The 12,644-nt window shown below is 59.5% G+C and carries 15 protein-coding genes and 2 tRNA genes; 5 read left to right on the top strand and 12 right to left on the bottom strand.

The genetic code is table 11. The annotated features are described in order from the left end of the window. The first annotated feature begins 20 nt into the window (after positions 1-20). Positions 21-97: transfer RNA gene (locus ACO079_RS12560), tRNA-Arg, on the top strand. 40 nt (positions 98-137) lie between these two features. Here the strand turns inward: ACO079_RS12560 and ACO079_RS12555 are convergent. The 5 genes from ACO079_RS12555 to ACO079_RS12535 all read right to left on the bottom strand — a co-directional run bounded on the left by ACO079_RS12555 (position 138) and on the right by ACO079_RS12535 (position 4,685). After that, positions 138-497 (bottom strand): hypothetical protein, encoded by a 360-nt coding sequence (locus ACO079_RS12555; protein WP_421790558.1) that lies wholly within the window; start codon positions 495-497, stop codon positions 138-140. Between the two features lie 110 nt (positions 498-607). Next, a complete protein-coding gene (locus ACO079_RS12550; RefSeq protein ID WP_421790556.1) occupies positions 608-808 on the bottom strand; it encodes a hypothetical protein in 201 nt (66 codons plus the stop codon). Between the two features lie 90 nt (positions 809-898). Then, the gene (locus ACO079_RS12545) at positions 899-1,327 is read right to left on the bottom strand and encodes a hypothetical protein (RefSeq protein WP_421790554.1); all 429 of its coding nucleotides are present in this window, start codon (positions 1,325-1,327) and stop codon (positions 899-901) included. Between the two features lies 1 nt (position 1,328). Continuing rightward, complete coding sequence (locus ACO079_RS12540) at positions 1,329-2,348, bottom strand: RHS repeat-associated core domain-containing protein (RefSeq protein ID WP_421790552.1); 1,020 nt, start codon at positions 2,346-2,348, stop codon at positions 1,329-1,331. Between the two features lie 186 nt (positions 2,349-2,534). After that, positions 2,535-4,685 (bottom strand): reprolysin-like metallopeptidase, encoded by a 2,151-nt coding sequence (locus ACO079_RS12535; protein ID WP_421790550.1) that lies wholly within the window; start codon positions 4,683-4,685, stop codon positions 2,535-2,537. A 156-nt stretch (positions 4,686-4,841) separates the two neighbouring features. Between ACO079_RS12535 and ACO079_RS12530 the strand changes: the two genes are divergently transcribed. Next, positions 4,842-5,639 carry an SDR family NAD(P)-dependent oxidoreductase gene (locus tag ACO079_RS12530; protein ID WP_421790548.1) on the top strand — a complete coding sequence of 266 codons (798 nt, stop codon included), beginning with the start codon at positions 4,842-4,844 and terminating at the stop codon, positions 5,637-5,639. Here ACO079_RS12530 and pgeF read toward each other — a convergent pair. The 6 genes from pgeF to ACO079_RS12500 form a co-directional block, all read right to left on the bottom strand. Then, on the bottom strand, positions 5,636-6,400 hold the full coding sequence (gene pgeF, locus ACO079_RS12525; RefSeq protein ID WP_421790546.1) for a peptidoglycan editing factor PgeF: 765 nt from the start codon (positions 6,398-6,400) through the stop codon (positions 5,636-5,638). The two genes, ACO079_RS12530 and pgeF, sit on opposite strands and share 4 nt — an antisense overlap. Beyond that, positions 6,397-7,809 carry a protein adenylyltransferase SelO family protein gene (locus tag ACO079_RS12520; RefSeq protein ID WP_421790544.1) on the bottom strand — a complete coding sequence of 471 codons (1,413 nt, stop codon included), beginning with the start codon at positions 7,807-7,809 and terminating at the stop codon, positions 6,397-6,399. Before ACO079_RS12520 ends, pgeF begins: the two co-directional genes overlap by 4 nt. Beyond that, entirely contained in the window at positions 7,806-8,723 is a 918-nt protein-coding gene (locus ACO079_RS12515) for an alpha/beta hydrolase (RefSeq protein ID WP_421790542.1), read from the bottom strand. Before ACO079_RS12515 ends, ACO079_RS12520 begins: the two co-directional genes overlap by 4 nt. A 139-nt stretch (positions 8,724-8,862) precedes the next feature. Further along, positions 8,863-9,087, bottom strand: coding sequence for a hypothetical protein (locus ACO079_RS12510; RefSeq protein WP_421790540.1), 225 nt, complete (start codon positions 9,085-9,087; stop codon positions 8,863-8,865). A 138-nt stretch (positions 9,088-9,225) separates the two neighbouring features. Next, positions 9,226-9,810 carry a DUF924 family protein gene (locus ACO079_RS12505; protein WP_421790539.1) on the bottom strand — a complete coding sequence of 195 codons (585 nt, stop codon included), beginning with the start codon at positions 9,808-9,810 and terminating at the stop codon, positions 9,226-9,228. Positions 9,811-10,090: 280 nt separating this feature from the next. Next, positions 10,091-10,175: transfer RNA gene (locus tag ACO079_RS12500), tRNA-Leu, on the bottom strand. Positions 10,176-10,275: 100 nt separating this feature from the next. On the opposite strand from ACO079_RS12500, the gene ACO079_RS12495 reads away from it, so the two are divergent. Genes ACO079_RS12495 through ACO079_RS12485 form a run of 3 tightly spaced genes read left to right on the top strand, consistent with a single transcriptional unit; the run spans position 10,276 to position 12,061 of the window. Beyond that, positions 10,276-10,914 (top strand): exopolysaccharide biosynthesis protein, encoded by a 639-nt coding sequence (locus ACO079_RS12495; RefSeq protein WP_421790537.1) that lies wholly within the window; start codon positions 10,276-10,278, stop codon positions 10,912-10,914. Next, the gene (locus ACO079_RS12490) at positions 10,914-11,498 is read left to right on the top strand and encodes a disulfide bond formation protein B (protein WP_421790535.1); all 585 of its coding nucleotides are present in this window, start codon (positions 10,914-10,916) and stop codon (positions 11,496-11,498) included. The genes ACO079_RS12495 and ACO079_RS12490 overlap by 1 nt, the downstream gene beginning before the upstream one ends. Then, positions 11,495-12,061 (top strand): demethoxyubiquinone hydroxylase family protein, encoded by a 567-nt coding sequence (locus ACO079_RS12485; protein ID WP_421790533.1) that lies wholly within the window; start codon positions 11,495-11,497, stop codon positions 12,059-12,061. Before ACO079_RS12490 ends, ACO079_RS12485 begins: the two co-directional genes overlap by 4 nt. Positions 12,062-12,076: 15 nt before the next feature. Here the strand turns inward: ACO079_RS12485 and ACO079_RS12480 are convergent, their stop codons facing one another. Next, positions 12,077-12,640: an HNH endonuclease gene (locus tag ACO079_RS12480; protein WP_421790532.1), complete on the bottom strand. Its 564-nt coding sequence runs from the start codon at positions 12,638-12,640 to the stop codon at positions 12,077-12,079. Positions 12,641-12,644: the final 4 nt, after the last annotated feature.

Genomic DNA, 12,644 nt, shown 5'->3' with positions numbered 1-12,644 from the left:
ATAAAGGCGCGCCACGGACTGGCCCCGTAGCTCAGCAGGATAGAGCATCAGATTCCTAATCTGAGGGTCGCAGGTTCGAATCCTGCCGGGGTCACCAGGGTGTGTGGAAGATATTCGCTGGTCTAGCTCGACGTCCCCTAGTCGGGGTCGCAAGGCAATTCGTATCCTTGAGCATATCCTTCCGGATACCGCCTTCCGAGATCGTCCCGCAAATGCGAACAATACTCTTCAACCGAGACATAGCGCCAAGACATGTCATATTCAGCCAAGAGCCCTTGCCAGCCTTCACAACGGCTCTCGAAGATCAGTATTTCGGTATTTCCGGCTATGGAATGAGGCGTCACGCACTCGCCTGTAGACTCCGCCAAATCACTGACAAGTGCCACACGCAATATCGCTTGGTCGCTACTCCTAAAATCAACTGGAATATCTGCTTTCACATAGGCGAGGCTGGAACCATTCAACGCCATTGAAACAATCAGACCCAAAAGCTCCACAATTCGCCTCCCAATTTAAGAGCACTTCCCCGCCATCATAGACCCTGGATCAGGTGCGGGGCAGGCTCCGCGCTTGATGAACCCGTCATCCGTCCACTCGGCGGCGATGTTCAAGGCAAAGGCGGCAGGCCCATCACAATCACGCGGAAAAACATGGCCGCAACCATAAGTATGACCAGCGAGAACGCTCCAATCAATACGGCATAGATCAACACTCTGGTCGTCTCATTGGTAACATGCGCAGATAAAAAATAGTGATAAACATAGAGACTAATTATCGATATTCCCCAAGCAATTACAATCAGTTGCACAATTTCACTCCTGATTATTCTGACTGCGAATTGCTAAGGCGCTGTTTCGGCTCTCCTAGGTGACAAGCTGCGCTTGCCGCTTTTGCAGCGCTAGTCATCATTCATCCACAAATCGACGCCGTCGACGAAGTAGCAAATGAATTCGTCGGTCGGAGGCTCAGTGATCGGAGTTACCGAGATCACCTCGACAATTTCAAACTGCTCGCCGAGGAAGCCGACCAGGCGTATGGGCTGGTCCAGCGACCTTTCCAGACATTCTTCTTGTTGATCGCCGTTCGGCGTCACCAGCAATCGAACAGAATTGTCCCCCGGATCGACGATGTAATATTTACTCTCGAAAACAAAATCGCCGACAATCCAGGCTTCGGTGCCCGGCAAAACTTCGCCATCGACTATTGCTGCCTGCAGGTGTCTTGGGAAACCGAAAAACTGTTCGTTCTCGCTCTCTATCTGAGCGTGACAAGAACTGCCACAGATTGAAGCAATGACCGCAATAGCAAAAGCAAATTCGCGTTTCATGTCAGCAATAATACCTTCTACCATCCTCTGTGCGCCAAAAACGGAGCTGAAAAACCCTCCCACCGAGCGCTTGATAGGCACGATCCACACCGGCATTTTGTGCGGCAAGTCGCCAAAATCGGTTCGAGTTTGGACCAGCTGCAACAACAATCGCATAACGATTCCCGAACCCACCATCGTTTAAAGAACTGTTGCCGCCGTAATCGGTGGCGGGGCCCGCATGGTAAGTGGTGAAGGCAGGCCCGACTCGTTCACGTACAAAAGCCGCTTGCGCAATATTCATGTAGCCCGACGCTAATCTATTCTCGCGGTCATCACCACTAGTGGAAATACCTCCGCGAGCAGTACCTAACCCTCTTCGCGAAGCGGCGCCGTGCGCCGCATCGCTTATTGCTCCTTCTGGGGTATAGTAGTTCCGATTTCGACCGCCATGACTTCTTCTGAAAGGCGACCCTACACCTGATTGCGGCCTGCAAATAGCTTCAAGCGCGGAAGCGCGAACGAATGATCCAATTTTGGCTGACGCGATTGCCAAACCCCGCAACGCCCAATTCCTGAGATCTTCCGCGAATGTATCTCTGAATTGCTGCAAATAGTCATCGCCACAAATGGCTCCGTGCAGGGTGCAGGGGTCTGGCGGAGTAGTGGTAACGAGAATACGATCTCTGGGCCCCTCTTCAGCACTCAGCCCCAGCGGGTCGACATAGTTGACGGGATCGCCGCCGACATAGGCATAGACGTTCAAGCCGCCCGCCTGGCCGATCGGGTCCATCTGCAGGAAGCGGCCAAAGCCGGGATGATAGGCCCGGTTGCGGTTGTGCGTCAGCGTGCCGAAGTCGAGCCGCACCATGCCCGCATAGCCAAAGGTGCCGGAGTTCGCCAGCGCGGGCTCATTACCGTATTCATCATAGCGATTGACGCCGAACACATTGCCGCTGTCATTGGTGCGCGCCATGACAGAGCCGCGCTCATCGGTGAGATACCAGACGCGAAGCGACGTGCCCACGCCGTCATAATCCATCAGCGGGGCCTCGCCACCGTCATAGACCCCGGATCAAGTCCGGGGCAGGCTCCGCGCCGCTTGATGAACCCGTCATGCGTCCAGTCAGCGGCAATGTTCAGGCCATCATATTAAAAGTGGCTGGTGCCATCGAGCACGGCCAGCTGGCCATCCGCGCCATAGTCCAGCGTATCGCCATCCGGTCTGTTATTGCGTGCGGAAGGCGACGCTGGTCGAGCCGACGAGCTGGACACTCTGGGTCCGGAAATTGACAAAAATCCGGTTGCTCGCCGGGGCGGACGGAACCGGCCCGGCAGAGCGGGCAAAGACCGCAAAAGTCGGTGTTGCGCCATTGGCGACATTGAGCGTGACCGAGGCGGCGCGCGGTGTTTCGCACTGGCCGGTCGTGGCATGGGTCCGGCAGATTTCCAGAACGGATAATGGTGCCGCACCGGGGCCGGGTTCCGGTGTGACCGTCAACTGGCCATTGGCCGACAGGTTGACCGCCGCGACCGAAAACGCGCCGGCTCCGCCGCCGGCTGGCAATTCCACAAACCCGTTATTGCTGGTGGTTGCCGCCAGCGCGACCAGATCCGGCAACAGATTATTGGACGTGGTCAGGCGGAATGTATTGACGCCGTTGATGGCCGGGGCCGGTCCGCGATCAGCACAGGAGGCTTCAATGCGAAGGTCGGAATGGATCTCGGCAAAGGGCCGCGTCACCGACACAACAAAGCTTTGTACGCCGCCTGCGGGGATGGTGGCCAGATCACCGGGATTTCCGATCGGCTGATTGGTGGCCGGGTCGGTTTGCTGGAAGCTGAATTCATTCGGTGCAGCGCCATGCAGCTGCAAACCGCACCCCGTCGCAGACCCGCCCGTCGAGGCTGGATTGATGATCGAGACAAAGGCCGTTGCCGGTGTGTTGACTGCCACCGTCCGGCTATAGGGCAGGATGGCGGCACGCACGGTTTGACCTTCGGGCCGGTAATCGCGCACCCGCCAGCCCAGCTCGCGCATGGAGCGCGCATTATCCGAATGCGTGGTGGTATCATCGGCCGCCGAACCGCGGACATGGGGCTGGCCCGGTGCCACGCCGCAGGCCGTTCCCAGGCAGTCGGACTGGGCCGGATTTGAAAAGCGCGGCAACCAGGTTTCGTTCTGGGTTGGCCGGTTACAATTCACGCCAGACCGCGTGGAATCATAGGCCATGATGGTCCGGAAATTACAGTCTATCCGGTGTCCGTAGGAAAACTGGAACACGCCAAATCCGCTGGTGTTTTCAACATTGTGCGTGGACCCCAGATTATGGCCGACTTCGTGCGCGAACGTCAGATCACCACAACTGATGCCCGTATTATTGCCGTCCGGTCCATCGCCGCTGACGGCCACGCCCAGCACCCAGTCTTCGGCCGGATCAATGTCCTGTTCAGCGCCGAACCCCGGAAGGTAGGCAACGCCGCAAAAAGTCTGCTGGGCCCGCCAGTAGCGGCGCAGCATGACCACAATGTCTGCGCCGACCGCGTTTCGCCAGGCCAGCAAGGGCGAGAGATCGCCATTATTGATGCAGCCCGCCGGACCATTCGAGCAATTGCCGGTGACATCACGTTCAGTCCCGGCATGGCCATAGCTGGCCCCGGCCAGAAGATCATCAATGGTCTCGATCGTGGAGGTGAATTCATCCCATGGACCGGGCACCTGACGGAGCCCCACCAGCCGAACCCGCAAACCGGCATCGCTGTCGATCAGCGACTGATCGAGCACATTGACCAGGTGCTGGGCGCGGGTCGTCAGGCCCAGGCCATAATAGTTACGCATGCCCTGGGTGTAGACGATGGCAATATCCACCGTGCCATTGGACCCGATCGGAACGTCTGCGGCGGTCTCTTGCTGCAGGCGCAGGACATCAAGCGCGCGCGTTAGAGAAGGCGCTGCCGGGACCAGAACATCCGCGCCGGGCTCTGCCGGAGGGTGGGACGCGCGAGACCATTCTGCCGGTCCTCCGGGATAGGCCGGTGCCAGCGTCCAGGCTCCGTCTGGCGTTGCGATATAACCAAATAAAGCCGATGGCCCTTGCGTCAGTATCACCCGGTAGGCTAGGCCGGCCTCCGCCAGATGACCAATCCAGAGGCGCTCGCCCAAGGATGTGGTTTCGCTACGGTCATGAATGACGGCCTGGTCGCCGCCCTCAGGTAGGTTTAGCTGCAAGCGTTCACCAGGAGCGAGCCTGAAGGCGTCGTCATGGATACCGGCGAAAGCGGCCTCTTCAACAGGGCCGCTTTGCACGAGGAGATCTTGCGCCAAAGCTGGCGCGACGCTCATCCATACCGCCCAAATGCCAATCCAGACCGTCCGCATCCATGCCTCCCGCTGCTCTCGCGGTAGGCTAGCATGCGGGCAGCCCGCCCATTTTCACTTCTGTGTGAGATTGCGGCCGGACCCGCCGCTGCGAGGGCTCGACATTTCGCCGTTGCGGGGGCCATGGTGCGCATCAAAGGTTCGGGGAGCGGCAGTATGGATTTTGAGAACAAGACCGTCATCATCACCGGCGGAGCCGGCGGTATTGGCGCTGCAGTGGCGCGGGAGTTTCACGCGCGCGGCGCGAAGGTGGCCTGTTGTGATCTGAATGGCGAGGCGGCGGATGCCGTCGCCAAGGAGTGCGGCGGCTTTGGAAAACGCGTGAATGTCGCCGATGAAGGCGAGATGGTGGTGTTCATTGGCGAGGTGGAGCGCGATCTCGGCCCGGTGGATATCTTCTTTGCCAATGCCGGGGTTGGCTTTGGAGACGGCCCGGTGGGCGGAGCCGCTGGCGCGCCCAATGCCAACTGGGAGAAAGCCTGGCAAATAAACGTCATGCACGCGGTTTATGCCGCGCGCCATGTTCTACCCGGCATGGCGGCGCGCGGCAGCGGGGCGTTCATGATCACCGCCTCAGCCGCCGGGTTGCTTGCCCAGATTGGTGATGCCGCCTATTCCGCCACGAAAGCCGCAGCGATCTCGGTAGCGGAATCCATCTCCATCTCGCACGGTGATCGGGGCGTCCAATCGCACGCCATCTGCCCGCAATATGTGAAGACCAAAATGACCAAGGACCTGCCCGAGGTGATGACCGCCGTCGATGGCATGATCACGGCGGAAGACGCGGCGAAAACCATTGTCGATGGCGTGGCCGAAAACCGTTTCCTGATCCTGACCCATCCGGTGGTGGCAGATCACTTTGCCAAGAAAGCCGGGGATCGGGACCGCTGGCTGGGTGGCATGCGCAAGCTGCGCCGGATGCTTCTGGAAATGAATGGCGGCCGCGTGATCTAGACCAGTGCAATCACGCCTGCCTGCCCGCCAAACGGGCCTCCCTTGGCGCGGCGGCATGAGAAGAATCGGTCATCGGCAAAGGTGCAGGCGTCTGACACCCAGATATTGTCAAGCGATAGTCCTGCCTCCAGAAGCTGGCGGTGGACAGCGGCGGTATTGTTCAACCTCGCCCCTCCCTCTGCATCAATCGGTCCGGCCAGCCCGTCCAGCGAACCAAAAACCTCGATGAATTGTTCCAGCACTTCCGGGCCGACGCGATAATTCTCCTGACTGATGGCCGGGCCAATGGCGGCACGGAGATCTGACGGCCGGGAGCCATAGGCCACCAACAAGGCATCAATCGCTTGGCGGGCGATTTCCTTCACCGTGCCGCGCCAACCGGAATGCACCGCGGCAATTGTATTCTGAACCGGATCATGAATGAGGAGCGGCACACAATCGGCTGTCTGTGCGACGAGGCCAATGCCGCGCTGATTGGTGATCAGGGCATCGCCCTTGCCTGCGACGCCATCCTTGCGTGGCCGGTCGATCATCAACACCTGATTGCCATGCACCTGCCGGGCAAAGGCAAGATGCTGGACGCCGAGCGCCTTGGCCACGCGGCGTCGGTTTTCGTCGACATTTTTATCGCTATCGGCCTCACGGCGGGAGAGATTCAGGCTTTCAAACGCGCTGGACGACACCCCGCCTTCACGTGTTGTGAAGCCGTGAACCACTCCCCGGCTCTTCAAGACCGGGGCGGTGATGAGGGGCAGGCTCATGGCAAGAAGCCTATTCGCCCTACTCCCAGATCATAGCCCTCTCGCGCTTCAGCTATATCGCGGAACAGGGTGCGCAGTTCCGACCAGTCATCCTTCTCATGCACCGGCTCCCAGGCACCTTCCATGACCTCAATCGTTATATGCACCGGGTCCGGCCGTTGGAAATAGCTGTGCGACAAGCGCTCCGGCCGGTCGGGTTCATGGGCGTGGAAACTTTCAGCGAATGTCGTGTATTCCGGCCCGGAATAATTGCGCGAGGCCGCTTTGATGCGGACCTCATCGGCGCAGAAATGATCGAAGAACACGGCCTCAAAGGGCAGCTGGCTCTTGTGGAGGAAATCCAGCAGGGCCCTTACCATGGCCTCTGAGTCGTCCTGCTCCTTCACACCCAGCCGTCGGCAGAAAGCGGTCGTCATCTCGGCGGTATAAGTGTCCGGGAAGGTGTTCAGCACCGCCACCAGCGGATCCGTCTCACCGACCTTCAGGAGCGCCGCGGCAAATTGTTGAAGCGCCCAGAACACCGCTTCGGGTTGGCGGGCATAGGCGTACAGCCCGGTCTCATCAAAATAGGCGGCGGTAAAGCCGGTCTGATAAGTCGGCAGGAAGCGCCAGGGGCCATAGTCGAAGCTCTCGCCCGTGACGTTGAGATTATCGGTATTAAGCACGCCATGGACAAAGCCCGCCGCCATCCATTGCGCCGCCAGGCGGGCGCTGGATTTGACAACCGCGCGCAACAACTCGGTCGCCCGGTCTGCGCCATCAAACTCGGTCAGATGCCGATAATAGACCGTAATCGCGTGATCGATCAGGGCGGAGATCCGCTCCGGCGCATCTTCAAACGCATGACGCTGGAAGGTGCCAAAACGAACATGCGAGTGCTGCAGCCGCGTGAGCACCGCGCCCCTCGCTGGCGAGGGTTCATCATTGCGGTGCAGCTGTTCGCCGGTTTCAAACACCGCAAAGGCTTTGGAGGTATAAACGCCCAGCGCTTCGAGCATTTCAGCGGCCAGAATTTCCCGCACCGCCCCTTTCAGCGTCAGCCGTCCATCGCCCGAGCGCGACCAGGGCGTCTGGCCCGAGCCCTTGGTGCCAAAATCCAGCAATCGGTCATGTTGATCCCGGAATTGCGCGAACAGAAAGCCGCGGCCATCGCCGATTTGTGGATTATAATGCCGGAATTGATGGCCGTGATAGCGCATGGAAAGTGGCGTATGCGGATAGCCTTCCAGCGGCGCAAAGCGGGCGAAATGGTCGGCCTTTGCAGCGTCATCCAGATCACCCAGACCGATCTCGTCTGCCCAGCGTTTATTCCACCAGCGCAGGGTCAGGTCCGGGAAGTCCGCCGGTTCGACCGCATCGGCAAAGTCGGGGCCTAGAAGGGCAAAGGCCGATTCCGGTTTGAAACTCATGACGTCAACCCGTCGCGCAGACGTTCAAACGCCGTGTTGGCGTGTTTATCCGCGCCCGGCCAGACGCGCGTCATGTTGAAAAAGCCATGCGGCAGGCCTTTAGCGAGTTCATGCGTGACCGGGATGCCCGCCGCCTGCAGGCGGTCGCGGTACGCCACGCCTTCATCCAGCAAAGGATCCAGCTCGGCCGCGATAATGTGCGCGGGCGGCAAATGGCTGACGTCTTCGGCAAAGAGCGGGGAGATGCGGGGGTCCATCGGGCTCGTGTCGCCGCAATAGGTGTCGCGGATCCAGTCGAGCGCCTGGGTGGACAGCATATGCCCTTCCAGCATTTTCGGCTTCACTTTTCGAGTCTCTGCCAGTTGCAAGAGCGGATAAATCAGAAGCTGGAAATGAATGTGCTCACGACGCGCTTGGGCGACGGCAGCCGCCAGACCACCGCCCGCGCTATCGCCCGCGACAGCCATCTTTTCAGGATCGGTCCCGATATGCTCGCTGCCCTCATTGAGCGCCCAATCAAAGGCTGCCACCGCATCGTCATAGGCGGCGGGAAAGGGATGTTCCGGGGCCAAGCGGTAATCGACCGACAGGACGCGGCTTTGTGAGATGGCGGCCAGGCGCTGGGCAACGCGGTGATGGCTATCCAGATCGCCAAACGCATAGCCGCCACCATGGTAGAAAACGGTGAGCGCATTCGTCGGATCGACGGGTTCGTAAAGCCTCGCGGCCAAATTCCCGTCCGCGCCCTTGATCGTCAGATCATGGATTTCCGCCACGTTTGGCGCCGGTAATTCCATCAGCGGCACCAGCTTGCGCAGAGCGGCCCGGCCATTCTTGCGGGAGGTGCCGGGCGCAAAGGGATCGGACAGCCCGGCGCGGGCCATCAAATCGGACCAGTTAAATGCGTCTGTCATGCCCCGCAGTTAAGCGCGCAAGTGTGGTAAGGCAATGCGGCGAATGCCTTAAGGCCCGTCATCCTCCGATTTAATCGGAGGATCTCAGCTTCGATGACGAGATCATCCGGGCGAGCCGGATGATGACGAAAGATTTGGATTAGTGAACGGTGACGTCCTGATCGCGCTCCAGCCGACCGGCGAGTGCATCTTCAACGACGCTTTTGAGCGCCCGCCAGGCATCGGCCCGAACATCATCCCCGGCGTCTTCCATCTCGCCGACGGCCAGGTCGGCATAACCCAGCGCTTTGGCGCCATGTCGGTCGACCAGAAGGAAGGCCAGAGAGAGCATGTCAGAAGGCGTGATGTGCGGGGCTATGTTCATATCATCCATCCAATGGTGAAACGGTTTGTTTCTGTCCTCGCAAGGCGCGCGCCAAAGCGGGCGGCGTTTCAACCACGTATTTTCAATGACTTGGATGAATGGGGGCTGACCGGTTTTAGGCCAGCTTTGCCGCCGGGGTTATTTTGCCCGGCGTTTTGAGCCGGGTGCATAGCCACCACCAGACAGGTAGGCGCGCTCTTCCGGCGTCGATTTCCGGCCCAGCGCATCATTGCGATAGGGAAAACGGCCGAACTGTTTGATTACATCGCGATGCTTGTGGGCATGAGAGAGATTATTGTTCTCTTCCGGCAGGCGGGAGGCAAACACCTCCAGGCTGAAATCCTGATCGGCCAAGTCTTCGGAATGCATGAAGGGCATGTAGACAAAGCTGCGCCTTTTGGGCGGCAATTCCATGTCCAGACCACGCTCGATCATCGCGCGTGCGATCTGCCGGGCCGTTTGATCGAAGGCAAAAGCCTTGCCAGAGCCGCGCCAGACATTCCGGGTGAATTGATCGAACAACAGGATCAGCGCCAGACCGCCCTCGGCGGTTTCCAGCCAGGGATGGTCACCGTCTTTGACCTGCCGGGCTTGCGTCTCGATGGCTTTGGCAAAGCGCCGGCGCACCTTGGCATCAAACGCCGGCGTGGAAACAAAATGCTGCTTCGGTGTGCATTCCACGAACCAGAAATGGCAGATATCGGAGGAGGTCACAGCGCTCATGCTTTAAGGCTAACGGCAAAACCAAACAGACCCAAGGGTCAGGTTCGCCTTTAAACAATTGACCTTGTGAAGGCCCCCTCGGCCGCGCGCAACGGAAACCTAGATAAAGTGTCCAAGGCCGCGACTGCGGCCCGGGCTTTCGCCCGCCCCGCCGGAGCCGTGAGCGAAGCGAACTGGCGCGAGGCAAAACCAATACCATTCAAGCTGACGGAGGCTGGCTGCCCGCCTTCGCCCTATGGGCTTCGGCGCGGCATTCTTCGCAGACTTCGTCAGCGAAGAATGGTGCCCCTGGCCCGAATCGAACGGGCACTCCCGAAGGAACCGGATTTTGAATCCGGCGCGTCTACCAATTCCGCCACAGGGGCCCTGATTGCGGACGGCGGAAACTGCCTTCAAAGGCTTTGCAATGCAATAGGGTTGGCGGCCCGCTATTCAGTGCGCACCAATCGCTTTATGAAGCGGCCCATGTCTGATGCCAGCGCCTCCCGATCTGACGTGCCCGAAGGCCTTGTGGCGCGCCTCGTCCATATTGGCGAGAGCGCACCGGAGGAAGGCCTAAAGCTCGGCGCGTTCATGGAGGCTTTGGGCGAGCGCGCTTTCGGAGTTTTGCTGTTTGCGCTGGCGATCCCGGTGTGCATCCCCTTTCTCTATGGCATTCCGCAGGTCATCTCCCTGCCCATGGCAGCTTTGGCGTTTCAGATGGCGATGGGCCGGCCGGAACCGTGGATGCCGGAGAAGTTCGCGAGCCGAAACCTCTCCAAGCAGGGCCTGGAGAAAATGGGCCAGCAAGCCAAGCGCTGGTTTGGCTGGATCGAAGCTATTGCCCGCCCGCGCCTGCTTTTCCTGTCCGGCCCAACCGGCGAGCGCGTGGTGGGCGGCATTTTCTGCGTTTTCTGCCTGTCCATCCTGACGCCCTTACCGCTAACGAATTCCACGCCAGGTGTCGCTATCGCAATTGGCTCGCTCGGGCTGATCACGCGGGATGGTTTGCTGATCCTCGCCGGTCTCGTGCTCGGCCTGATCTGGATCGGCATTCTGGTAATTGGTGGTCCGGCCCTCATCTATGCGATGATTGAGTGGGTGCGGGGCGCAATGGGACGCTGATGGGACGCCAATCGGGCCTGCGGCTGAATGCGCGCTTTTCCTGGTCCCGGCTCCGCCCTAATCTTCAGCTTATGAGTTTTATTGCCCCTTACCTGACCGCTCAACGCTGGCCGCTTCTGGCAGCAGTCCTGTCCGCTCTGATCCTCGGCGGGGCCTATGTCTTCGAATACGGGTTTGGCTATGCGCCGTGCCCGCTCTGCTTGGATCAGCGCTATATCCATATGGCGGCAATAGCGGCGGGCCTGATCGGCTTTCTGGCCTTGCGTCTGGAGGCAGTGAAGCCGTTTGCCATGTGGGTCTGCCTGATCATCGGGGCGATCTTTCTTTACTCTGCCGGATTTGCCGGTTGGCATGCCGGCATCGAATATGGCTGGTGGGAAGGCCCGGCGAGCTGTTCCACCGCCGGTCCGTTATCCATCTCAGCCGATGATCTGTTTGCCGTCATGGATGGGACCGCCACAGGCGTCGTGCCGTGTGGCGTGGCCGCCTGGACGCTGTTCGGCATTTCCATGGCGGGCTATAATGCGCTGATGTCGTTTGGACTGGCGATGATCTCTTTCTATTTGGGAGTGTTCCGCAAATGAGCCGTGCCCCTCGCCCGAAAATGCCCGGCAATGTGGCTGATAAACGCCGCACCGAAGAGATGATCCGCGTAGACCATGCCGGTGAATATGGTGCGGTCGCGATCTATGAAGGCCAGTTGGCCGTGTTCGGGAATATTCCGTCCAAGACCCGCATCGCCAATCAGTTGCGCCATATGGCCGAAGACGAGCAATCGCATCTGGATGCCTTTGATGATTTCATCCGCACCCGCGGCGTACGCCCCACGGCGTTGATGCCAATCTGGAAAGTCGCTGGCCGCACACTTGGCGTGGCCACAGCCCTGATGGGCGAGAAAGCCGCCCATGCCTGCACCGAAGCAGTGGAGACCGTGATTGAAGGTCATTACAATGACCAGATCGCCGAGCTGGAAGCCGCAGGCGAAGACGAGCTTCGCACGCGCTTCACGCAGTTCCGCGATGAAGAGGTCGCGCACAAACACCTCGCCGTCGAAGAGGGCGCGAAAGAGGCGTTTGGCTATCCTATTCTTTCCCGCGTCATCGAGGCAGGCTGCCGTGCCGCTATTGCAGTGACGACGAAGGTCTAGGCAAAGCGGGGGCGCTTAACGCTCCAGCTCGGCATCCCAGTAGAGATAATCCATCCAGCTAGCATGCAGGTATTTCGGCGGAAAGCGGCGGCCCTGTGCCTGTAATTGATGCATGCTGGGCCGGTATGCGCGAGGGTCATTCATGCCAGCCTGTTTGGGCGTGCGTCCGCCTTTTTTGAGATTACAGGGCGAACAGGCCGCGACGATATTGTTCCACGAGGTTTCACCGCCGTGAGAGCGCGGAAGAATGTGATCGAACGTCAGATCTTCCACCTTGTCCCAGCCGCAATACGCACATTTGAACCCGTCGCGCAGCCAGACATTATACCGCGTAAAGGCCGGAGCCCGGTTCTGCTGGACGTATTCATGCAGCGCCACAACCGACGGGGCCGGAAACTCCGTAGACGGCGAGCGGATCTTGTCTTCATAGCTCGAGACAACCGTCACGCGCTCCAGGAAGACATTCTTGATGGCTTCCTGCCAGCTCCACACTGAAAGCGGCCAGTATGACAAGGGCTGGTAATCGGCGTTCAAAACGAGGCAGGGCCACCCGGAGGGGGCTTTATCAAGCACTTGCATGGCA

Origin of the sequence: Hyphobacterium sp., from assembly GCF_965228115.1 — a bacterium.
Classification (GTDB): domain Bacteria; phylum Pseudomonadota; class Alphaproteobacteria; order Caulobacterales; family Maricaulaceae; genus Hyphobacterium.
Note: the sequence above shows the minus strand (reverse complement) of the source record. Positions and strands in the feature narration are given on the sequence as shown.

Bases quoted from the DNA above. Each gene is read 5' to 3' on its own strand.
- ACO079_RS12545 (WP_421790554.1), bottom strand. From the start codon at position 1,327: ATGAAACGCGAATTTGCTTTTGCTATTGCGGTCATTGCTTCAATCTGT.
- ACO079_RS12540 (WP_421790552.1), bottom strand. From the start codon at position 2,348: ATGGATTATGACGGCGTGGGCACGTCGCTTCGCGTCTGGTATCTCACC.
- ACO079_RS12480 (WP_421790532.1), bottom strand. From the start codon at position 12,640: ATGCAAGTGCTTGATAAAGCCCCCTCCGGGTGGCCCTGCCTCGTTTTG.
- ACO079_RS12520 (WP_421790544.1), bottom strand. From the start codon at position 7,809: ATGAGTTTCAAACCGGAATCGGCCTTTGCCCTTCTAGGCCCCGACTTT.
- ACO079_RS12530 (WP_421790548.1), top strand. From the start codon at position 4,842: ATGGATTTTGAGAACAAGACCGTCATCATCACCGGCGGAGCCGGCGGT.
- ACO079_RS12485 (WP_421790533.1), top strand. From the start codon at position 11,495: ATGAGCCGTGCCCCTCGCCCGAAAATGCCCGGCAATGTGGCTGATAAA.
- ACO079_RS12535 (WP_421790550.1), bottom strand. From the start codon at position 4,685: ATGCGGACGGTCTGGATTGGCATTTGGGCGGTATGGATGAGCGTCGCG.
- ACO079_RS12490 (WP_421790535.1), top strand. From the start codon at position 10,914: ATGGGACGCCAATCGGGCCTGCGGCTGAATGCGCGCTTTTCCTGGTCC.
- ACO079_RS12505 (WP_421790539.1), bottom strand. From the start codon at position 9,810: ATGAGCGCTGTGACCTCCTCCGATATCTGCCATTTCTGGTTCGTGGAA.
- ACO079_RS12515 (WP_421790542.1), bottom strand. From the start codon at position 8,723: ATGACAGACGCATTTAACTGGTCCGATTTGATGGCCCGCGCCGGGCTG.
- ACO079_RS12510 (WP_421790540.1), bottom strand. From the start codon at position 9,087: ATGAACATAGCCCCGCACATCACGCCTTCTGACATGCTCTCTCTGGCC.
- ACO079_RS12495 (WP_421790537.1), top strand. From the start codon at position 10,276: ATGTCTGATGCCAGCGCCTCCCGATCTGACGTGCCCGAAGGCCTTGTG.
- pgeF (WP_421790546.1), bottom strand. From the start codon at position 6,400: ATGAGCCTGCCCCTCATCACCGCCCCGGTCTTGAAGAGCCGGGGAGTG.